We start from the raw sequence: 19,898 nt of genomic DNA, 5'->3' as shown, positions 1-19,898 counted from the left end.
GGACTGGTCATGCGGTCCGCCTTCCTCGTAACGGCTCCGTGCGAGCGCTCGATGCACCGTCGAGGTCGAACGTGGCCGCCACGTCGTCGAAGAGATCACTGAAGTCGGGATGGTCGCGGTGGTCCGCGCTGCAGGCCAGCGACCAGACCCGGCTCTCGCGCAGCCAGCTCCAGACCTCGACGATCACGTCGTGGCGCGGAGTGCGGTGGAAGAACCGGAGGTAGCCCACGTCGGCGCCCTGGAAGTCGTAGATGTCCGAGTCCTCGATGTCGACGCGGTCGAAGGTGCTCGCGACGAGCTCGCGCAGGGTGGCCTGGTGCTCGCGCATCCGGAGGTCCGTGGCCCGCGAGGTCAACGTGATCACCGGCTTGAACCCGCTCGGCGGCATGGTCTCCGGCGACACGGTGAGCAGGATGCCGGGCCCCGGCAGATTGGTCGACCGCCACCCGCGGGGGACGTCAACGGGCAGCACGTTCAGCCGCCCAGAACAGGAAGTCGCCCTCAGCCTTGCCGTACACCTTCCCGGCATCCTGGGTCGCTTTCACGCATCGTGCATAGGCGAGGCGGTCCTTTGCGGCCCGGCAGAAGTAGAGCCCGGCGCCTATGCCGACGATTTCCCCGTGGTAGCGGTAGAGCGTGCGAATGTCGCGCTCGAGGGAGCCGTCGGCGTAGCGCCGCTCCAGCTCGTTCATGCCTGCGTCGAAGGTTCGGGTGAGCACTTCCTTGCCGACGGTGAACCCACCTTGGAGGAGACCGATGGTCGGCTGCGAGATCGGACCCACGGGCACCGGGACCTTGGACAGATCAGGCAGGTCGGGGATCAGGTCACCGAGCTTGCTGCCGGAACCGCCGGACGCGGCCTTGCCGAGGGTGCTGTAGTCGAACTCCTGCCAGACCAGAGTGTTCACCTGGCCCAGGGCGAGCAGCAGGGCCTCGTGCAGTCGGTGTTCGTGCTCGTGGGCCCGGGTGGCCACACCGACCGCATGGTCGAGCGCTCCCTCCTGCCCGGGCTTGAGGGCGACCTCGCCGACCTCCGGCAGCGAGGTGCTGACCGGAAGGTCGGCCGCCACGGCGATCGCCCGGGCTCTCTTCATCTCGGCCTTCACGTCGGCCAGCCCGGCTCCGAACCCCTCGAGTGCGCCGGCGAAGAGGTTGATCTCGTCGGCCACCCCGTCGGCGCGGTGGATGCGCTCCTTCACGAAGTCGGTGAACGCGTCGGAGCTCTCGCCGGTCCAGCAGCCGGCAGCAGTACCCATCGCGCGGGCGAGCATGTCGGAGGCGGCGGTGACCCGGCCACCCAGCTCGCGCAGGTCGTGGGCGGCCTGCCGGCACGAGGCGGGCGACCCGTCGACGACCAGGTTGATGCTCATCGGAACGCCACCGCCGCGTACTGGTCCAGGACCCAGTTGACCTGGCCGTCGGCGTCCTTCACGACGTCGACCACGCCGTCCAGGCCGTCGGCGCAGACCCCGAGATCGGCCGCGAACAGGCCGACGGTGACGACGACACGGTCGATGGCGTCTCGGGTGTTGGTGGTGTTGACGCCGGTGTCCGGCGACGGCACGCTGCTGCCGCCCGTCAGCAGGTCCTGATGCGTGCGCATCGGCCCGGGCAGTGCCTCGATCTCGTCGAGGTCGATCTCGAATCCGCTCATGGCCACGACGCTAGGAACCGGTCAACACCCCGGCAACGCGTCGTACGGCGACCTGTGGAAACGAGCGTGAATTCCGTGCAGCCAGATGCACGCAGGCCAAGTTCACCCTCTCAGAACGCGGCGCGAACCTGCTCCTCGGTCAGCCCGTAGTCGTCCAGCGAGTAGCGGTGCGAGGGTCGCTTGCCGCCCTGCCGGGACTCGGCGTCGATCGCCTCGACGGCCGCCGCGACCGACGGCGTCCAGCCCAGGTCGAAGCCCTCGTAGATCCGTCGGGTGGTCGCCACCGGGTCGGCCACGAAGTCGGCGTACTCGACGTCGATGAACTGCGCTGGGTCGTAGCTGGTCCGCGCCGACGCGAAGGTGTGCCACGAGCGGGACAGCATCTCGAGCTGGGTGCGGCCGATGGTGTCGCCGACGAACGTGGTCGACCATCCGGCCGTAGCCTCGGCCGACAGGGAGCACGACGACGCGATCGAGACCACCGGGTCACGGTGCGTCTGCACGATCAGCGCGTCGGGGTAGACGGCCATGATCGCGTCGAGCGCCACCAGGTGCGACGGGTTCTTCAGCACCCAGCGCCGGTCGGGGTCGTTGAGACCGATCAGCTGCAGGTTCGCCTTGTGGCGTTCGTAGGCGGGCGTCCAGTCCTGCTTCGCCAGCCAGGACGAGTACGTCCGCACATGGGCCAGCGACTCGTAGCCGATCGACATCCCGGCCTGTCGCAGCAGGCGCCAGCACTCCTCGACCGATGCGGCATCCATGTAGTGGATGCCCATGAACTCGGGGTTCTCGACGTGGTGCTCGGCGTACGCCGCGTTGATGCCGTTGAACACCGGGTTGTCGGCCCAGGTCGCGCGCGGTGGCCGTGGCTGGGGGAACTCGGTCAGCCACAGCTCCAGTCCCTGGTGTCGCGGGTCTGCGGCGAGCAGTCGGTGCAGCGCGGTCGTGCCGGTGCGCGGCAGGCCCACCACGAAGACCGGCCGCTCGACCGGCACCTCGGCGTACGACGGGTTCTGCGTGAACCCGAGCTGCGAGAGCAGTCGACCCACCAGCGCGCTCTTCACCATCGAGCGCTGCATGTAGTTGCCCTCGCCGGTGAGGCCGGCGGCGGGCGCGTTCAGGTCGTCCACGAGGATCCGCAGACCCTCTTCGTGGTCGGTGCCGCCGAAGTCGGAGAGCCCCGTCGTGCGCACCGCGGCGGCCGCGATGTCGTCGTACGACCCGACGTCGTCGCGGACCCTAGTTGTCATGGAACTCGCCGCAGTCGACGTTGAGCATCGTGCCGGTCACCGCCGTGGCCAGGTCGCTGGCGAAGAACAGCGTCGCCTTCGCCACCTCGTCGGGCGTGGCCAGGCGCTTCAGGTCGGTGGGCGCGGCCTTCTCATCGTAGATGTCCTGGTGCGTCACCCCGGCCTCGGAGGCCAGCCAGTCGAAGTAGGCCTTGTTCACGTCCTCATAGATGTACGACGGCGCGACGCTGTTGACCCTGATGCCACGCGGCCCGAGCTCGGTCGCGAGTGACGAGGCGAGGTGCTTGAGCGTGCCCTTGCTGAGCTTGTAGCCGGAGTACTCCGGCTGCGAGCTGTGCACGACACACGAGTTGACCATGATGATCGAGCCGCCCGGCTTGGTGGGAGTCTCGGCAAGGGCGTCCGCGAAGAGCGACGAGAGACGTAGCGGCGCGAACACGTTGGTCTCCTGCGCGGCCCGCAGGCTCTCCAGCGAGAGTGTGCTGATCGGGTCCATCGGCGGGATGCCGAACGCGTTGTTGATCAGGCAGTCCACGCGCCCGAACTCCTCCAGCGCCGCCTCGACCAGTGCCGCACGCTGCGACTCGTCCGTGATGTCGGTGGGTACGACGAGCGCCCGGCGACCGAGCTCGTGCACCACCGCGGCCATCTTCTCCAGCCGCTTCTCGGTGCGTGAGGCGAGCACGAGGTCGGCGCCCATCTTCGCGGCCTCCTCGCCGAGCGCGCGGCCGAGGCCGGGCCCGACGCCGGAGAGCACGATCACCTTGTCCTGGAGGAGATTCATGCGGAGTCCTGGAGGAGATTCATGCGGAGTCCTGGAGGAGATTCATGCGGACCAGAGTAGAACGTGTTTCAGTTTTAGTCGAGTGATTCGCCAACTGGTCACCTCTGCGCCACCGGGGTGCCGGTTGGCCGTCAACCGCCGCCACCATCGTGCACGCATGGCCCCTCGCAAGCTCCTGCCCTTCGTCGACCAGGCCCACGCCGGCGGTCGCAGCTCGATGACCTGTCTCTACCGCTGCGGAGACGCATGCGCCCACCCCGTGCCGAACGAGTCCGGCAACGAGCACTTCGAGCAGGTCGTGGCCCGTGCGGTGTCACGTCGCTCCGTCCTTCGTGCGGGGGCGGTGGGCGCGGCCGCGGCCGGCGTACTCGGCACCACTGGGTGGGGCGCGATCTCCCCGGCGGCAGCCACTCCGGCCGCGCGCGCGGCGGCGGCTGGCAGTGGACCCCTCTCGCGGTTCACCGGCATCGCGCCGACCCCCGCCACCACCGACGAACTCGTGGTCCCGGGCGGATTCGCCTGGGCGCCCGTCATCTCCTGGGGAGACCCGATCACGAGTCAGGCCCCGGCCTTCGACTTCGACAACCAGGACGTCGAGGCGCAGCGCAACCAGGCCGGCTACAACTGCGACTTCACGGCGTTGCTGCTCGACGGTCGTGGGCGCGGCGGCCGCAGCGGCGTCCTCGCCTTCAACAACGAGTACACCAACGACGAGCTGATGTTCCGCGGGGTGGCCGGTTCCGCCGACCTCTCCGACGACCAGCTGCGGATCGTGATGGCCGCCCACGGCATGACCATCGTGGAGGTGCGGCGTGAGCGCGCCGGTGCACCGTGGAGCTACCAGCAGGACGGTCGCCGCAACCGCCGGCTGCACAGCGAGACCGAGTTCGCCGTCGACGGCCCCGCCGCGGGGCACGACGCCCTGAAGACCTCCGCCGACCCGACCGGCACGAAGGTCCTCGGCACGTTGAACAACTGCGCCGGAGGCGTCACGCCATGGGGCACCGTGCTGTCGGGTGAGGAGAACTTCAACCAGTACTTCGACACCACCGGCGCACTCGACCCCGACCAGCACCTCAAGCGCTACGGGATCACCTCGACCGGTCGCGGTTGGGAGCGCGTCGACCCCCGCTTCTCGGTGGCGACCGAGCCCAACGAGGTCAACCGCTTCGGCTGGATCGTCGAGGTGGATCCCCAGGACCCCACCTCGACCCCGGTCAAGCACACCGCGCTCGGCCGCTTCAAGCACGAGGGCGCGACGATCCGGTTGGCCGACGACGGTCGTGCGGTCGCCTACATGGGTGACGACGAGCGCAACGACTACATCTACAAGTTCATCTCTCGCAAGAAGTACAAGCCCGGGAACCTGCGGCACAACCTGACGCTGCTCTCCGAGGGCGACCTGTACGTCGCGAAGTTCACCGGCGACGGCTCGGACGACGGCCTGCACGACGGCAGCGGCGTGTGGCTCCCGCTGGTGGTGAACGGCACCTCCCACGTGCCCGGATGGACAGTCGAGGAGGTGCTGGTCTGGACACGCCAGGCGGCCGACCTGGTCGGCCCCACCAAGATGGACCGCCCCGAGGACGTCGAAGCCAACCCGGTGACCGGCAAGGTCTACGCGGCCCTGACCAACAACACGGCCCGCCAGCCCGGCCAGGTCGACGAGGCCAACCCACGCGGACCGAACAAGCACGGCCACGTCATCGAGATCACCGAGCGTCGCAACGACGCGGGCGCCCTCACGTTCACGTGGCAGCTCGTGTTGATCGCCGGCGACCCGACCGACCCGTCGACGTACTTCGCCGGCTACGACCGCAACCAGGTCAGCCCGATCAGCTGCCCGGACAACGTCACCTTCGACAAGGCCGGCAACCTGTGGATCTCCACCGACGGCATGCCCGGCACGCTCGGCTTCGCCGACGGCCTCTACATGCTGCCGCTCGAGGGCCGGGAGCGCGGCAGGCTGAAGCAGTTCCTCTCCGTGCCGGTAGGCGCCGAGTGCTGCGGTCCGGTGATCAGTGGTGACGAGCGCACCGTCCTGGTCGCCGTGCAGCACCCGGGCGAGGTCAGCGGCGCCAGCCCGGAGAACGTGGTCAGCAACTTCCCCTACCTGGGCGACGGCCAGCCACGGCCCGGCATCGTGCAGGTCTACCGGGAGTGATCAGCTGATCATCCTGCGCGCGATGCCGACCTGGCGGGCCTCGATGCGGGCTGTGTAGTCGTCGGGAGTGACGCGTTGGTCCTCGAGGTCACCGCGGGTCGCCAACGAGTCGAACGGCACGACCTCGACCCGTGGTCCGTCGTCGGCGCCCAGCGGACGCGCGACCCGCTGCCAGCGCAGCATCATCACGCCCTCCGGGTGCCCACAGGCCTCGAGCCAGTTGGCGACGCCCGGGTTGCGCTCACTGATCACGTAGCGCAGCAACCCGTCCTGCCTGACGTACGACTGGGCGCGGGTCAGTGAGGTCTGGTGGTGCTCGTAGTCGGTCGAGACGTACCACCGCGAGCCAATCTGGATCGCCTGGTACGGCGCATCGGCGCAGGCCGGCACGGTCACCACCATCGCCTCGTCGTCAGCCAGCGAGTAGTGGCCGATCGAGGAGAACTGCGAGGCCAGGCCGCCCGGCGTCGAGGCCGGGACGGTCAGCGTGTTGACCGGCTCCTTGTAGGTGAACCACTCGGGAAACGCGAACCACGTCTTGATCCGGCCGACCAGCATCTTCGCCGCGACGCCGTACCGCTTGTCGACACGGTCGGTCGTCAGTGCTCCGCGCGGCACACCGGCGGTGTCGAGCCGCTGGATGCGCAGGGTGCCGCGCTCCTCGGTGTTCCAGTCGTCGTAGACCTCGCGCACGATCAGCGTCGCGCCCTTACCGACTCCGAGCTCCGGACCGAAGCGCCACTCGAACGACCCGTCGTCGCCGATCTCGAGCTCACGGTCGTCAAAGGCCGCAACGCTTGCGGGGAAACCCGCGTCCGAGTAGCTGCCGTCCATTACCTGGAAGGACAGGTCGGTGGTCGTGCCGCGCACCCCGGACACGACGTACGACGCCCCGGAGTCGAGGTAGGCGTTGAAGTAGATCGCGTCGGGATTGTCGAGACCCTGGCGGGCGTACTGGTGCGTCGGGTTGATCAGCACCGGGTGCTCGAGGTCGTAGTCGAAGGCCATCTGCAACGACGACCGGATCGAGCCGGCGAGGTAGTCGAGGCCCTCGGCGAGGTCCTGCTCGCTGATCGGGAACGGTGGGTTGCGGATCAGCTGCTCGGCCTCGGCGATGGCCCGCTGGAACGCGTCTGTGCTCACAGCTTGCCGATCACGTTCTCTGCGTAGCCCTGGAGGTGCCGGACCTTCTTCTCCAGCGGCTCGGTGTCTGGTCCCTTGATGTAGGGCACCCGGAAGCCGACGATGCAGTCCGTCACGCCCTTGTCCTCGAGCCGCTTGATGCCGTCGGGGTCGTAGGCGTCGTACGAGATCACGTGCACCTCGAAGTCGTCGCGGGTGTCGCCCTCCTCCTTCCGGATCTCTGCCAGTCGGCCCAGCAACCGCTCCAGCTCCTCTCCGTCGCCGCCGGCGTGCATCCACCCGTCGCCCAAGCGTGCGGCGCGGCGCAGCGCGGCGTCGCTGTGTCCGCCGACCAGCAGCGGGATCTTCTCGGTGGGGGCCGGGCACTGCTTGAGCGGGTCGAAGGAGAAGAACTCGCCGTCGTACCCGAAGAACTCACCTGAGGTCAGGCCACGCAGGACGTCCATGCACTCGTCCATCCGCTTGCCGCGCCTGGCCCAGGGCACGCCCATCACGTCGAAGTCCTCCGGCCACGGCGACAGTCCGACGCCCAGGCCGAGCCGGTTGCCGGAGAGGAATGCGAGCGACGACGCCTGCTTGGCGACCAGCACCGGCGGCCGGATCGGCAGCTTGAGCACGAACGGCGTCAGCCGCAGGGTCGAGGTGACCGCGAAGAGGTGGGCGCAGAGGATCATCGTCTCGATGAACTCCTTGTCCTCGAGGAACTCCCGGTCGCCGGTGTCGGTGTAGGGGTACTTCGAGTCCGACTCCTTCGGGTAGATCAGGCTGTCGGCCACGGTCATGCTCGTGAAGCCGGCCTGCTCTGCGGCCTGCGCCAGGGGCGCGTAGTACTCGGCGCGGGTCATCGCCTCGGCGTAGGTGAATCGCATGGACCCCACACTAGAACGTGTTCTTGTTTCATGCCAGAGCGAGTCCCACTGGCGCTGTGCCAGAGTCTGGTCATGGACCTTCAGGAGCTCAGCGACCGCCAGGAGATCACCGACCTGCTGACCCGCTACACCCGTGCCGTGGACACGAAGTCCTTCGACGACCTGGACACGGTGTTCACCGAGGACGCCGTCCTCGACTACTCCGGTGCCGGCGGCCCGGTCGGCCCGCCGGACGAGGTGGTGCCGTGGATCGCCAAGGGCCTGGCCGGTTTCGTGCGCACCCAGCACGTGCTCGGCCAGATCTCCTGCGCCTTCGAGGGACCGGACCGGGCGGCCGTGACGGCGTACTTCACCAACCCGATGGTGGTGATCGACCCGGACGGGAACGAGTCGCTGTGGGAGGTGGGTGGCTACTACCACCACGACGTCGCGCGCACGCCGAGCGGCTGGCGCTCGACGAAGATCGTCGACGACGTGCAGTGGAGGCGTGGCTTCTAGAACGGCACTGCCTGAGCGGGCCCTGGGAGACGCGGCCTTGGCTGAGTCGCTTTCAAATCTGTGGATCCAACATCGGCCTGTAACAATGGGCACCGTCCCCCTCGACCCGAGAGAGCGAGCCCGTGAGCGATTCCGAAGACAAGCCGGTCGTCAACGGCCTGGTGGCTCTCGTTGCCGTTGCCGTCGTGGTGGGCCTGCTCGCCGGGATCGCGGCGATCATCGGCACGAAGGTGCTCGGGGTCGGAGGCGGTGGCGGAGGCTCTGACGACCCGGCTGCCGGTGACTCCCTCGTGATGCCCGACCCTGAGCGCACCACGCGGGCGTCCGACCCCCTGATCACGCTGGAGCCCAGCGACGATGAGGAGTCCGAGTCCGCGGCGGCCTCCGAAACGGCCAGCGAAGAGACGACCAAGAAGCCCAGGAAGCCGAAGGCGGAGATCACCCTCAGCCAGGGGGCGTTCCAGGTCTCGCCGGGCGAGGACCTCTACCTCTCCGGCATCTATCCGCAGGGCGAGGGCGCCGTGCTCGACGTACAGATCCGGGTCAACGACGGGGCCTGGGCCGACTTCCCGGTCGACGTCAACGTGTCAGACGCGACCTTCAGCACCTACGTCAACACCTCACAGACCGGCGAGATCGAGTGGCGGGTGGTCGACAGCGACCGCAAGCTCAAGTCGAACGCCATCAAGGTCACCTACGGGGGCTGATCCCGGTCCCTCGCCTCTGGTCGAGTCGGCGGGTCCAGTAGCCGACCCAACCGGTGCCGGCCAGGGCAGCCAGACCGAACACGACCGATGCCGTCGCGAGTGGCGCGACCAGCGTCACTGCGCTGATCAACAGGGGCCCCGACGTGCCGCCGAGGTCTCCGCAAAGCCGCCAGCCGCCGAGGTACTGCGAGCGCCCGGCCGCAGGCGCGGTGTCCGCGCCCAGCGTCATCACGATGCCCGAGCCGAGGCCGTTGCCGGCCGCGATGAGTACGGCGACCGCCAGCACCGCCGGTTCGTTCGTGGCCAGCGGCAGCACCAGGGCGCCGATCGCGACCGCCAGTACGACGGGCACGGCGACGACCGAACGGCCGCGATGGTCCATCAGCCATCCACCCGGTATGAAGCAGACGATGTCGACAGCGGCGGCCACCGCGAAGACCAGTGACGTCTCGGAGCCGGTCATCCCGATGTGGTCCGCCCACAGGGGGAGCAGGGTGCCGCGGATCGAGCGCGAGGCGCCGATCACGATGACCCCGAGGCCCAGGGTCAGCAGGGTGTGGCGGTGGGCGAGCAGCACGGACGCGACGCTGGCGTGACCGGAGACGCCCTGCTCGGCGCGCGACTCGTGGCCAAGGTCGCGCATCAGTGAGGCCATCACCGCGGAGGCGAGCGACATGACCGCGGCCAGCACGAAGACCGCGGAGAGCCCGAGCCAGGCGATGACTCCGGCGCCGATCAGCGGACCGACCAGCATGCCGACCCGGTGGCTGGCGCCGAGGCTGGACATCGCCCGGGCCCGGTGCGTGATCGGAACCGCCTCGATCAGGAACCCTTGCCTGGCCAGCAGGAACCCCGTCCAGGACGCCCCCGAGAGCACCATCGCGACCGACAGCAGGAGCACCGACGAAGCCTGCCAGGCGATCAGCATGACGACGCAGTCGAGCAGCCCGCAGGCGATCAGCGTCCGGCGTTCGCCGATCCGCGCGACGACCGCTCCGGCGGGCAGGCTGGTCAGCAGCGACCCCACGCCCAGTAGTGCGACCACCAGTGCCGCCGTACCCACGTCCGCGCCGAGGTCCCTAGCCTGCAGGGCCAGGACGGGCAGTACGGCGCCGTGTCCGATCGAGCTCACGATCGTGGGACCGAAGGCCTCGAAGGCGACCGAGCGCAGCTTGAAGTCGCTCGTCGTCACTCCCTGATCCTGTCGGTCCAGACCTGCACCTCGACGTAGTGCTCGAAGTCCCCGTGCTGGTGCCCCGCGTAGTCCTCGGGGCTGGGGCTGTCGGGAAGTCCGTGCCGCGCTGCGACGCTCTCGAGCTCGTCGAGCAGGAAGACCTCGCCGTGGTGGGCCCGCGGGGTGACCTCGATGCCGAAGTCAGCAAGCAGGCCCATGGACGTGACGCTGTCCGGGACGGTGAAGCTGGTCTGCTCGCGCGGCAGCTCGTCGAGTCGCAGGCGCACCTCGCGCGCGTCGGCGTACAACCCCCTGAACCACGCGGACTCACCCAGCACGAAGTAGTGCGGACTCAGCCGTTCGGGACGTCCGCCGCGTTCGACGAACCGAGCCCACAGGCGCTCCTCGGTGGCGCGCCGCAGCGCCATGTAGCGCGGTCCGAAACGCCGTTCCGAACCGGGCACGGCTGCCAGTTCCGTGAGTACGTCGGCCAGAGCCGGCTCGTCGAGCTCGGAGAGATTGAGGAAGGGCCCACGATCCGGCAGGTGGTAGTGCGTGACGTAGTCCGGGATCGCTGGCACCACGCCATCCTGTCAGGGAGTCGGGTGGACTGTCGGTGGTGACGGCTTCAATGGGTTCATGGCGGACTTCAGTGATCTCGATGCGGGCGGCACGTTGCTGTTCGTCGAGGAGACGCTGCTCAAGCGCCGCGAGTGCGAGGTCCATGACCTGGAGCTGGCCCTGCGGTGGGCCGACCTGCACGCCGACGACCCGAAGGAGTGGCCGGAGCATCGGCAACACCGTGGCATGCCGCACCTGGTCACCGTCGGTGGGGCGGGCACACCGCGGGTGCAGGACCTCTCCATCGCGGAGCTGGCGATCAGTCGACAGGCCCACCACCTCGCCACGCGCTGGCTTCTTGCCGATGCCCTCGACCTGCGGCACCGGCTGCCGTTGTGCTGGGCGGCGCTCCACACCGGCCGGGCCGAGGTCTGGCTGGCGCGCCGCATCGCTCGCGCCACGCGTGACCTGAGCCCGTCCGAGGCGGCGTACGTCGACGCAGCGCTCGCGGCGGCGCTGACCGGGGAGCAGCCGGCCCGGGTGCTCGACCTGCTCGAGGCGAAGGTGATCGAGGCCAACCCGAAGGCACACGCCGACAAGATCAGTGCCGAACGGGCCCGCCGTTACGTGAGCGTCGGTCGTGTCGACGAGGCCGGTCTGCGGCATGTGATCGCCCGGGTCGAGCACGGTGACGCGGTCTGGGTCGACGCGATGATCGACCGGATCGCTGCGATCCTCGCCGCCCAGGACGAGGCGGCCGGGCGCACCGACCGTGACCGAGACCGGCTTCGCTCCGATGCCTTTGGGTGGCTGGCCCGTCCCGCCGAACTGTTGAGGCTGCTGCTTGAGAACCAGGGCGACCTCGGCGGCGACAAGGGCGACGAGGGAGACAAGGGAGAAACGCCGGTCGATGATGCGAAACCTGCCGGCAGTGACAGCGAAGGCGACGGGGACGGCGCGGAAGACGGCGACAGCAAGTCGGCGTCCGGCAGCACGCACGCTGACAGTGCCCCGGGGAGCGAGGGCGACGACGCAGGTCACGGCGACCAGCACTCCGCCCCTGATCTGCTGCGCGGGATCAACGAGCGCCTGCTCGAACTCCTTCGCAGCGCCGACCTGACCAAGACCCGCCCCCGGGCCGTGGTCTACGTCCACCTGCACGCCGCCGCCCTGGCTGGCGTCGGCAACGGAGTCGCGCGCGTCGAGGCCGGCGGAGGTCCCCGCCTCTTCGAGCACCTTGCCGAGCTGCTCGGCAACGCCCAGGTGAAGGTCAGTCCGGTCATCGACCTCAACAAGAAGGTCGCCCTGAACGCCTATGAGACCCCGCAGTGGTTGCGTGAACGCATCCACCTGATCAGTCCCCGCGATGCGTTCCCGCACGCCACCACGATCAGCCGCAACGTCGACATCGACCATCCGGTGCCGTTCCAGCACGGGCAGTTGGGCAAGGACGCGCCGCCGGGCCAGTCAGGCACCCACAACTGCGCTCCACTGGGCCGATTCCACCATCGAGCCAAGACCCACCTGCGCTACCAGGTCCGACAACCCGGGCCAGGCACCCATGTCTGGCGGACCCCGAACAACCTCTTCCGACTTGTCGACACGAACGGCACCCACCGACTCGACGAGGCGATCGGTGACGCCCTCATCGAGGGCACATCGGTGGAGAAGGGCTTCGCGCTCACGGTTGCCGAGCACGCCAACCGGGTTCCCGTCATCTGACGCTCGGCTACCGGTAGGCCGGCTCGGCCAGCGGGGGCCTGGAAGACTCCGGCTGCGGTTGGCCCGTCGCGGGCAAGTCAGTCACCGGCAAGTCAGTCACCGGCAGGTCAGTCACCGGCAGGTCAGTCACCGGCAGGGCACTCACGGACAGGTCAGTCACGGGCACGGCAGCCACAGGATCAAGGCGCGCGCCACCTACCTTGCGGAGCACGGCGGACACGACCGCCGGCTGTCCGAGCAGGACGCCCAGCAACACCAGGGCCATGCCCGCCGCCTGCACGGGGCCGAAGATCTCGTGCGCCAGCGCGACGCCGAGCAGGGTTCCGGCCACCGGGTTGAGCAGGCCGATCAGCGAGACCGACGCGGCCGGCATCCGCTGCAGGCCGCGAAACCAGACGTAGTTGGCCAGCGCGGTGCCGATCAGGCCGATGTAGAGGAAGCCCAGCACTGCGGGGCCGTCCACGCGGGGCGGTGCACCCTCCACCAGGAGGGCCACCGGCAGGAGCAGCAGCCCGCCGGCCACGAGCTGCCAGGCGGTCAGGGTGAGCAGGTCCACCGGGGCCTTCCAGCGCTTCAGGAGCACATAGCCGACCGACGACATCGCCACCGCGGACAATGACGCCAGGACGCCGATCATGTCGACCGAGAACCCGGCGCGGAGCACCAGCAGGGAGACGCCGAGCACGCCGACGACTGCCCCGAGCACGGAGGCGAAGCGCGGACGCTCGCCGATCAACAGCCAGGCGACGGCCATCATCGCGATGGGAGCGGTGGCGGTCAGGGTGGCGGCCATGCCGCTGGGCAGGCGGTAGGCGGCGATGAAGATCAGCACGAAGAACGCGCCGATGTTGAGGGTGCCGAGCACAAGGCTGCGCCACCACCAGGACCCCGTCGGCAGGGTCGGTCGCAGTGCGAGCAGCAGGAGTCCGACCGGCAGCGCCCGCATGAGCGCGGCGAACAGCGGTCGATCCGGAGGAAGGAAGGCTCCGGTCACGTAGTACGTCGACCCCCACGCGAGGGGAGCGATTGCGGTGAGCATCACGGTGCGCCACATTGTTTCCATGGAAAGTATAATCGCTTCCAAGGAAGGTATATTCCCGGCATGGCGAATGAACCTGATCACGTCGGTCGCATCATCGAGCAGTGGTCGGTCGAACGCCCCGACCTCGACACCGCCCCGATGGGCGTCATCGGCCGACTGCACCGCGTGGCCGACGCCGTCCGTGAGCGTCTCATCGAGGTGTACGCCGAGTTCGGGCTCAGTGAAGGCGAGTTCGACCTGCTGGCCGCACTGCGTCGCAGCGGGTCGCCGTACGAGCTCAGTCCGAGCAACCTCGCCGCCTCCACCATGGTCACGTCGGGCGCGATCACCAAGCGGGTCGACCGGCTCGAGGCCCGCGGCCTCGTCGTACGCCGCAAGCAGGAGCACGACGGCCGAGCCAGGACGATCGTCCTGAGCCCGGCCGGCAGGAAGGTCATCGACCGCGCGGTCGAGGCGCACTACGCCAACGAGAAGCAGCTCTTGGAGGGTCTGCCCGACATCGACCGGGCCCGGTTGGCCCGCATCCTCCAGGCGTGGGGCGAGCTGCTCGAGCTGGAGTGACCAGATCCAGACAGCTCAGATCCGGTCGAAGACCTTCGGGTCCGGTCCGATCCGTCCTTCGTCGCCACGATCGAGCGCGCTGATCGCGTTCACGTCGTCGGGCGTGAGCGAGAAGTCGAAGATCTCGAAGTTCTCCTGCATGCGCGACACGTGCATCGACTTCGGGAAGATGATGTCGCCGCGTTCGATGTGCCAGCGCAACGTCACCTGCGCCGGGGTCTTGCCCAGGCGGGTTGCGATCTCGCCGATGATCGGGTCGTCGAGGACGGCGCCGCGACCGATCGGGGACCAGGCCTCGGTGAGGATGCCGCGGTCGAGGCCGGCCGTCCGGGCGGCCGTGTTGGCGAACTGTGGGTGCACCTCGATCTGGTTCACCGCCGGCAGTACGCCGGACTCGTCGATGATCTTCGCCAGGTGGTCGGGCTCGAAGTTGGAGACGCCCACCGACTTGGCCCGCCCGTCGCTGGTGAGCTCGGTCATCGCCTTCCAGGTGGAGACGAAGTCGCCGTCGTACTGCGTGGGCAGCGGCCAGTGGATCAGGAACAGGTCGACGTGGTCGAGCCCCAGATCGGTCAGCGACTGGTCGAAGGTGCGGCGTACGTCGTCGGGCTTGTGGTTCGGGTTGCCGAGCTTGGTGGTGATGAAGAGCTCGTCGCGCTCGATGCCCGATGCGGCCAGCGCCTCGCCGACGCCCTTCTCGTTGCCGTACATCTGCGCCGTGTCGATGTGGCGGTAGCCGATCTCCAGCGCCGAGGTCACGGTCTCGGCGGTCTCGTCCGGCGGCACCAGGAACACGCCGAAGCCGAGCTGCGGGATGGAGTGGCCGTCGTTGAGCGTCAGGGAGGGAACAGTCATGCCTACTAGACAACCACGCGCGTGCAATTGTTCCGCGTGGTCAGGGTGCGATCGCTCGAGCCGTCAGACGGCGCAGTCCATGACCTCGGGCAGGACCCTCGCGAGCGCTTTGACGTCGTCGTCGGAGAACTCGCCGTCGTCAGCGGCCGAGATCGAGCCCGCGATGCGCGGCTTGTCGAGCTTGTCGTCGGCGATCAGCTCCAGGCCCTCGTCGGAGATGTCGGAGTCGTGCAGGACCTTCGCCATGCAGTCGATGACCTCGTCGTCGGCCTCTGCGAACGACCGCGCACCCAGGTATCCGAAGAAGTTGTTGTCCTTGTCCTGCAGCGCGTCAGCCAGGTCGTCCTCGGATGGTCGGCCCCCGCACCCGGCCAGCGTGATGAGCAGGAGTACGGCGAGGGCAGGCCCGAGGCGCTTCTTCATGGGGAACAGCCAACCACGTGACAGGCTGTTCGGGTGACCAATGCAGTCGTGGTCGGCAGCGGGCCCAACGGACTCGCCGCCGCGCTGACCCTCGCCGAACGGGGCGTCGACGTGCGCGTGCTCGAGGCCAGGGATCGGGTCGGCGGCGGCACGCTCACCTCCGAGCTGACCGTTCCCGGACTGCTGCACGACGAGTGCGCGGCATTCCATCCGACCGGCGTCGGCTCGCCGTACTTCCAGCAGCTGGGCCTGGAGGAGCTCGGGCTCCGCTGGCTGTGGCCCGAGATCCAGCTCGCCCATCCCCTCGACGGCGGCGGAGCCGGGCTGCTCTGGCGCGACGTGGGGCGTACGGCGGCCGGGCTCGGCGTCGACGGTCCGGCCTGGCAGCGGCTCTTCGGCCGCATCTCCCGCAACTTCGACGCCCTCGCCACCGACGTGTTCCGGCCCATCGCGCACGTGCCGAAGCACCCCTTCAAGCTCGCCCACTTCGGCCTCCACTCGCTGCTGCCGGCGCCGTGGGCGGTCCGACGCTGGAAGACCGAGGAAGCGCGGGCCCTCTTCGGAGGAATGGCGGCTCACAAGTTCGGTTCGCTCACGACTCCGCTCTCCGCGTCCGTCGGCCTGATGCTCGGTGCCGCCGCCCATGCCTACGGGTGGCCGGTCGCCGAGGGTGGCACGGAGTCGATCACGCGTGCCCTCGTCGCCAAGCTCGAGCGCGCCGGCGCCCGCATCGAGACCGGCGTCCGCGTCACGTCGTACGACGAACTGGGCGGCCCCGACATCCTCATCTTCGACACGGCGCCCGACGCGGTCGCCCGGATCATGGGCGACCACCTCCCGTCAGGCCCCCGGAAGGCCTACCAGCGCTATCGATTCGGCCCGGCCGCCTTCAAGGTCGACTACGCCATCGAGGGCGACATCCCCTGGGCCAACCCCGACGTGCTCAGGGCCGGGACGGTCCACCTCGGCGGCACCCTGGAGGAGATCGTCGCCGGTGAGGCGAAGGTCGGTCGCGGTGAGATGCCCGACCTGCCGTTCGTGCTGCTCGGCCAGCAGTACCTCGTCGACCCGCTGCGCTCCGGCGGCGACTCCGGTCTCAACCCGATCTATGCCTACGCGCACGTCCCGAACGCCTGGACCGGGGATGCCACCGAGGCGATCACGGCGCAGATCGAGCGGTTCGCTCCGGGGTTCCGCGACCGGGTCCGGCACGTGCACGTGCGTGACACGGCCGGGCTCGAGGCGCACAACGCGAACTACGTCGGCGGAGACATCTCTGCCGGGGCCAACGGCGGACTCCAGCTCGTGATGCGGCCCAGGATCGCGCGAAACCCTTATTCCACCGGGGTTCCGGGCGTCTTCATCTGCTCGGCGTCCACGCCTCCGGGCGGCGGCGTGCACGGCATGGGCGGGCACAACGCGGCCCTCTCGGCGTTGCGCGGACTATCCGGTTGAGCGCGCCAACCGCAAGGTGACGATCTGGAACGGCCGCAGGGTCAGCGTGATCGGCTCTGTCGCGGCCAGCGCATCGTTCTGCAGCGGTCGCTCAAGCAGGTCGACCTCGGTCACCGCTGACGCCTCGAAGGCAGGCGTCAGCGTGACCGTGGTCCGTGCGCCCAGCGGCTCATAGAGGCGCACGACGACGTCGCCCGACCGGTCCTCGGCCAGCTTCACGCACTCGACGTACGCCGTCCCGCCACTGACGGTGACCAGTGGTGGCACCGACGCACCGACGACCCGGCGCACCGGAAGGTTCAACGCGTAGCCGGCTGCCGCGGCCTCGGCGACCCCCGCGCCCGGCACGAGCGACGAGCGGAACGTGTGCCTGCCCTGGTCGGTCTCCGGGTCCGGGTAGCGAGGCGCCCGCAGCAGCGTCTGGCGCACCGTGGAGAAGGTGCCACCACCGGTGCGGGGATGACGGGTGACGTCGTGTCCGTACGTCGAGTCGTTGGCCACCGCGACGCCGTACCCGCCGTCCTCGACCTGCACCCATCGGTGCGCGCAGACCTCGAACCGGGCGGCGTCCCACGTGGTGTTCTCGTGCGTGGGACGAGTGACGTGGCCGAACTGCGTCTCGTAGCGCGCACGGTCGGTGTGCACGTCGGTGTCGAAGGCGAGCTTGAGCACCTTCTCGCGCTCGTGCCAGTCGACGGTGGTCTCGATGTCGACGCGGCCGCCGACGAGCGTGATCACCTGCGTGTACGTCGATTCGCCGAATGCGCCGTGCACCTCGAGCGACCCGTCCGTTCCTGCTGACACCGACCCGGCCAGGTCGGTGACCTGGTTGCGGTAGAAGCGGTCGAGGTCCCAGGCGTCCCACTTGTTCGGGAAGTCGGGATGGATCTGCAGCAGGTTGGCCGCGCCGCCGGGCGGCAGCACCTCGCGCCCGACGTCGAGGTCGCGGATCGACCTGATGACGCCGCTCTCGTCGACCTCGACCCGCAGGTGCTCGTTCTCCAGCACCGAACCTTCGGGCTCGGTGGTCGAGCGTTTCCTCTCGTTGGTCGAGTAGCGAGCGCCAGCGAGCGTGTCGAGACCCCGTCCCAGGAAGGCGACCGGCGAAGCATCGAACACAGCCCCGTCAGATCCAGCGCCAGAACCAGTCTCGGAACCAGCCTCAGCACCCGCCAACGCGGAGATCGCACGCTCGATGATCGCCTCGAGCTCACCGGCGACCCGTGCGTACTCGAGCTCGGCCTCGCGATGCACCCAGGCGATCGACGACCCGGGCAGGATGTCGTGGAACTGCTGCAACAGGACGGTCTTCCAGATCGCCCGGAGCTCGTCGTAGGGGTAGTCGACCAGGCCGAGCAGGTCGGCGTACGTCGACCACAGCTCGGCCTCGCGCAGCAGGTGCTCGGAGCGTCGATTCCCTTGTTTGGTGCGGGCCTGCGAGGTGTACGTGCCCCGGTGGATCTCGAGGTAGAGCTCGCCTGACCACACCGGCGCGGCGGCGCCGTACTCGCCCTCGGCGGCGGTGAAGAACTCGGCGGGCGACTCGATGGCGACCTGCGGTGAGCCCTCGAGCGAGGCCGTACGACGAGCGCGCGAGAGCATGTCGCGGGTGGGGCCGCCACCGCCGTCGCCGTGGCCGAACGGGATCAGCGACCGCGTGGCGATGCCCTTGTCGCGGAAGTTCGACGCGGTGTGCGCGAGCTGGCTGGCGGCCAGGGTGCCGTTGTAGGTGTCGGCCGGCGGGAAGTGCGTGAAGACGCGGGTGCCGTCGATGCCCTCCCACCAGAACGTGTGGTGGGGGAACTTGTTGACCGTGTTCCACGAGATCTTCTGGGTGAGGAACCAGCGGAAGCCGGCCAGCTTCACGATCTGCGGCAGCGCGGCGGTGTAGCCGAACGAGTCGGGCAGCCACACCTCCTCGCAGTCGACGCCGAGCTTGTCGATGAACCACTGCTTGCCCATCACGAACTGTCGCGCCATCGCCTCGCCGCCGACCATGTTGGTGTCGGACTCGACCCACATGCCGCCGACCGGGATGAACCGGCCCGTCTCGACATGGCCACGGACCCGCTCGAAGAGCTCGGGGCGACTCTCCTCGAGCCACTCCCACTGCTGCGCCGAGCTCATGCAGTGCCGCAGGTCGTCGGTGGTGTCGAGCAGGTGGGTCACGTTCGCGACGGTCCGCGACACCTTGCGCACGGTCTCTCGCACGGGCCACAGCCAGGCCGAGTCGATGTGCGCGTGCCCGATCGCGGTGATGCGGTGCGCGCTGGCGTGTGCCGGCCGCGCGAGCACGTCGGCCAGTTCCGCACGCGCCGCGGCAGCAGTGCCGACCACGTCGTGGGGATCGAGGGCCTCGGCCGCACGCTCCAGGGCGTAGCGGATCTCCCAGCGGCGGGCATCGCCCTCACCGAGAGAGCGTTGGAGTCCGTCGAGCACGTCGACGTCGGCGTTCAGCTCGAAGACGTCGACGTTGCGGGTGCAGATCTCGGCCCGGCTGATGCGGTAGAGCGGTTCGCGGGTCGAGGTGTCGCGATCGCCTTCCCTGGTTGGCGTGTAGCCCGGGCCGATGGTCGGGTTCGCCGCCGCCTCGACGTACAGGTCGATCTCTTCGCCGGGCGTCACCGCGATCCAGGAGTTCTGCGGGTTGAGGCCCTTCACGACGCTGCCGTCGGGTCGGTGGACCAGCGCTTCGGCCTGCATGCCCGGGCGCCGGGTCGACCAGCCCAGGTCGAAGACGATCTCCGGCGTCGCCACGTCAGTGGTCGCGGGATCGGCAGGCACGGTGCCGGCCAGGTGGAACCAGCTGGTGCCCCAGGCCGGTCCCCACCGGTCGCCGACGGAAGCCGGGGCGTACGTCGCCGCGCGCGCCACGTCGAACGCGACCGGCTCGCCGACCGTGCCGTCGGGGGAAGGCGGCACGTGCCACACCTCGACCCGGAGGTCCGCGATCCCGTGATGGATGGCGGGTCTGACCCGCTCCTCCATGACACGCCCGAGCCGGTCCTCGATCTCCTTGCCGCGATCATGCATGGC

General features: G+C 69.1%; 19 protein-coding genes. 6 read left to right on the top strand and 13 right to left on the bottom strand.

Features of this window, described 5'->3' with window-relative positions; genetic code table 11:
• Nucleotides 1–7: 7 nt before the first annotated feature.
• The 5 genes from ASD30_RS15405 to ASD30_RS15385 all read right to left on the bottom strand — a co-directional run bounded on the left by ASD30_RS15405 (nucleotide 8) and on the right by ASD30_RS15385 (nucleotide 3,688).
• A complete protein-coding gene (locus ASD30_RS15405) occupies nucleotides 8–403 on the bottom strand; it encodes a hypothetical protein (protein WP_156393668.1) in 396 nt (131 codons plus the stop codon).
• Nucleotides 404–458: 55 nt separating this feature from the next.
• On the bottom strand, nucleotides 459–1,370 hold the full coding sequence (locus tag ASD30_RS15400) for a WXG100 family type VII secretion target (protein ID WP_056683143.1): 912 nt from the start codon (nucleotides 1,368–1,370) through the stop codon (nucleotides 459–461).
• The gene (locus ASD30_RS15395) at nucleotides 1,367–1,654 is read right to left on the bottom strand and encodes a hypothetical protein (RefSeq protein WP_056683140.1); all 288 of its coding nucleotides are present in this window, start codon (nucleotides 1,652–1,654) and stop codon (nucleotides 1,367–1,369) included. Before ASD30_RS15395 ends, ASD30_RS15400 begins: the two co-directional genes overlap by 4 nt.
• Before the next feature lie 110 nt (nucleotides 1,655–1,764).
• Entirely contained in the window at nucleotides 1,765–2,904 is a 1,140-nt protein-coding gene (locus tag ASD30_RS15390; protein ID WP_056683137.1) for a sulfotransferase family protein, read from the bottom strand.
• Complete coding sequence (locus ASD30_RS15385; protein WP_056683134.1) at nucleotides 2,894–3,688, bottom strand: SDR family oxidoreductase; 795 nt, start codon at nucleotides 3,686–3,688, stop codon at nucleotides 2,894–2,896. Before ASD30_RS15385 ends, ASD30_RS15390 begins: the two co-directional genes overlap by 11 nt.
• Nucleotides 3,689–3,845: 157 nt before the next feature.
• Here ASD30_RS15385 and ASD30_RS15380 point away from each other — a divergent pair, with 157 nt between their 5' ends.
• The gene (locus ASD30_RS15380) at nucleotides 3,846–5,852 is read left to right on the top strand and encodes a PhoX family protein (protein WP_056683131.1); all 2,007 of its coding nucleotides are present in this window, start codon (nucleotides 3,846–3,848) and stop codon (nucleotides 5,850–5,852) included.
• Here the strand turns inward: ASD30_RS15380 and ASD30_RS15375 are convergent, their stop codons facing one another.
• Both ASD30_RS15375 and ASD30_RS15370 read right to left on the bottom strand, forming a co-directional pair.
• Entirely contained in the window at nucleotides 5,853–6,995 is a 1,143-nt protein-coding gene (locus ASD30_RS15375) for a hypothetical protein (protein WP_056683129.1), read from the bottom strand.
• On the bottom strand, nucleotides 6,992–7,864 hold the full coding sequence (locus ASD30_RS15370) for a TIGR03619 family F420-dependent LLM class oxidoreductase (RefSeq protein ID WP_056683126.1): 873 nt from the start codon (nucleotides 7,862–7,864) through the stop codon (nucleotides 6,992–6,994). Before ASD30_RS15370 ends, ASD30_RS15375 begins: the two co-directional genes overlap by 4 nt.
• 72 nt (nucleotides 7,865–7,936) lie before the next feature.
• On the opposite strand from ASD30_RS15370, the gene ASD30_RS15365 reads away from it, so the two are divergent.
• Nucleotides 7,937–8,362, top strand: coding sequence for a nuclear transport factor 2 family protein (locus ASD30_RS15365; RefSeq protein ID WP_056683123.1), 426 nt, complete (start codon nucleotides 7,937–7,939; stop codon nucleotides 8,360–8,362).
• A 122-nt stretch (nucleotides 8,363–8,484) separates the two neighbouring features.
• Nucleotides 8,485–9,069: a hypothetical protein gene (locus tag ASD30_RS15360; RefSeq protein WP_056683121.1), complete on the top strand. Its 585-nt coding sequence runs from the start codon at nucleotides 8,485–8,487 to the stop codon at nucleotides 9,067–9,069.
• Here ASD30_RS15360 and ASD30_RS15355 read toward each other — a convergent pair.
• Nucleotides 9,053–10,261: an MFS transporter gene (locus ASD30_RS15355; protein WP_082563860.1), complete on the bottom strand. Its 1,209-nt coding sequence runs from the start codon at nucleotides 10,259–10,261 to the stop codon at nucleotides 9,053–9,055. The two genes, ASD30_RS15360 and ASD30_RS15355, sit on opposite strands and share 17 nt — an antisense overlap.
• Complete coding sequence (locus ASD30_RS15350; protein WP_156393667.1) at nucleotides 10,258–10,824, bottom strand: hypothetical protein; 567 nt, start codon at nucleotides 10,822–10,824, stop codon at nucleotides 10,258–10,260. Before ASD30_RS15350 ends, ASD30_RS15355 begins: the two co-directional genes overlap by 4 nt.
• A 58-nt stretch (nucleotides 10,825–10,882) precedes the next feature.
• On the opposite strand from ASD30_RS15350, the gene ASD30_RS15345 reads away from it, so the two are divergent.
• Nucleotides 10,883–12,526, top strand: a complete 1,644-nt coding sequence (locus ASD30_RS15345) for a DUF222 domain-containing protein (RefSeq protein WP_056683115.1) — start codon at nucleotides 10,883–10,885, stop codon at nucleotides 12,524–12,526.
• Between the two features lie 7 nt (nucleotides 12,527–12,533).
• Here ASD30_RS15345 and ASD30_RS15340 read toward each other — a convergent pair whose 3' ends face one another.
• Complete coding sequence (locus ASD30_RS15340) at nucleotides 12,534–13,589, bottom strand: DMT family transporter (RefSeq protein ID WP_082563859.1); 1,056 nt, start codon at nucleotides 13,587–13,589, stop codon at nucleotides 12,534–12,536.
• 39 nt (nucleotides 13,590–13,628) lie between these two features.
• On the opposite strand from ASD30_RS15340, the gene ASD30_RS15335 reads away from it, so the two are divergent.
• Nucleotides 13,629–14,129, top strand: a complete 501-nt coding sequence (locus ASD30_RS15335; protein ID WP_056683111.1) for a MarR family winged helix-turn-helix transcriptional regulator — start codon at nucleotides 13,629–13,631, stop codon at nucleotides 14,127–14,129.
• Nucleotides 14,130–14,144: 15 nt separating this feature from the next.
• On the opposite strand, the gene ASD30_RS15330 is transcribed toward ASD30_RS15335, so the two are convergent.
• The gene (locus ASD30_RS15330; protein WP_056683108.1) at nucleotides 14,145–14,984 is read right to left on the bottom strand and encodes an aldo/keto reductase; all 840 of its coding nucleotides are present in this window, start codon (nucleotides 14,982–14,984) and stop codon (nucleotides 14,145–14,147) included.
• A gap of 63 nt (nucleotides 14,985–15,047) precedes the next feature.
• Complete coding sequence (locus ASD30_RS15325; protein WP_056683106.1) at nucleotides 15,048–15,407, bottom strand: hypothetical protein; 360 nt, start codon at nucleotides 15,405–15,407, stop codon at nucleotides 15,048–15,050.
• Between the two features lie 33 nt (nucleotides 15,408–15,440).
• Between ASD30_RS15325 and ASD30_RS15320 the strand changes: the two genes are divergently transcribed.
• Entirely contained in the window at nucleotides 15,441–16,862 is a 1,422-nt protein-coding gene (locus ASD30_RS15320; RefSeq protein ID WP_056683103.1) for a phytoene desaturase family protein, read from the top strand.
• Here ASD30_RS15320 and ASD30_RS15315 read toward each other — a convergent pair.
• Nucleotides 16,851–19,895: an alpha-mannosidase gene (locus ASD30_RS15315; RefSeq protein ID WP_056683100.1), complete on the bottom strand. Its 3,045-nt coding sequence runs from the start codon at nucleotides 19,893–19,895 to the stop codon at nucleotides 16,851–16,853. The two genes, ASD30_RS15320 and ASD30_RS15315, sit on opposite strands and share 12 nt — an antisense overlap.
• Nucleotides 19,896–19,898 lie beyond the last annotated feature (3 nt).

Source organism: Nocardioides sp. Root140 (genome assembly GCF_001426745.1).
Lineage (GTDB): Bacteria > Actinomycetota > Actinomycetes > Propionibacteriales > Nocardioidaceae > Nocardioides.
The sequence above is the reverse complement of the archived record's forward strand: the minus strand, read 5'-3'. Positions and strand labels throughout refer to the sequence as shown.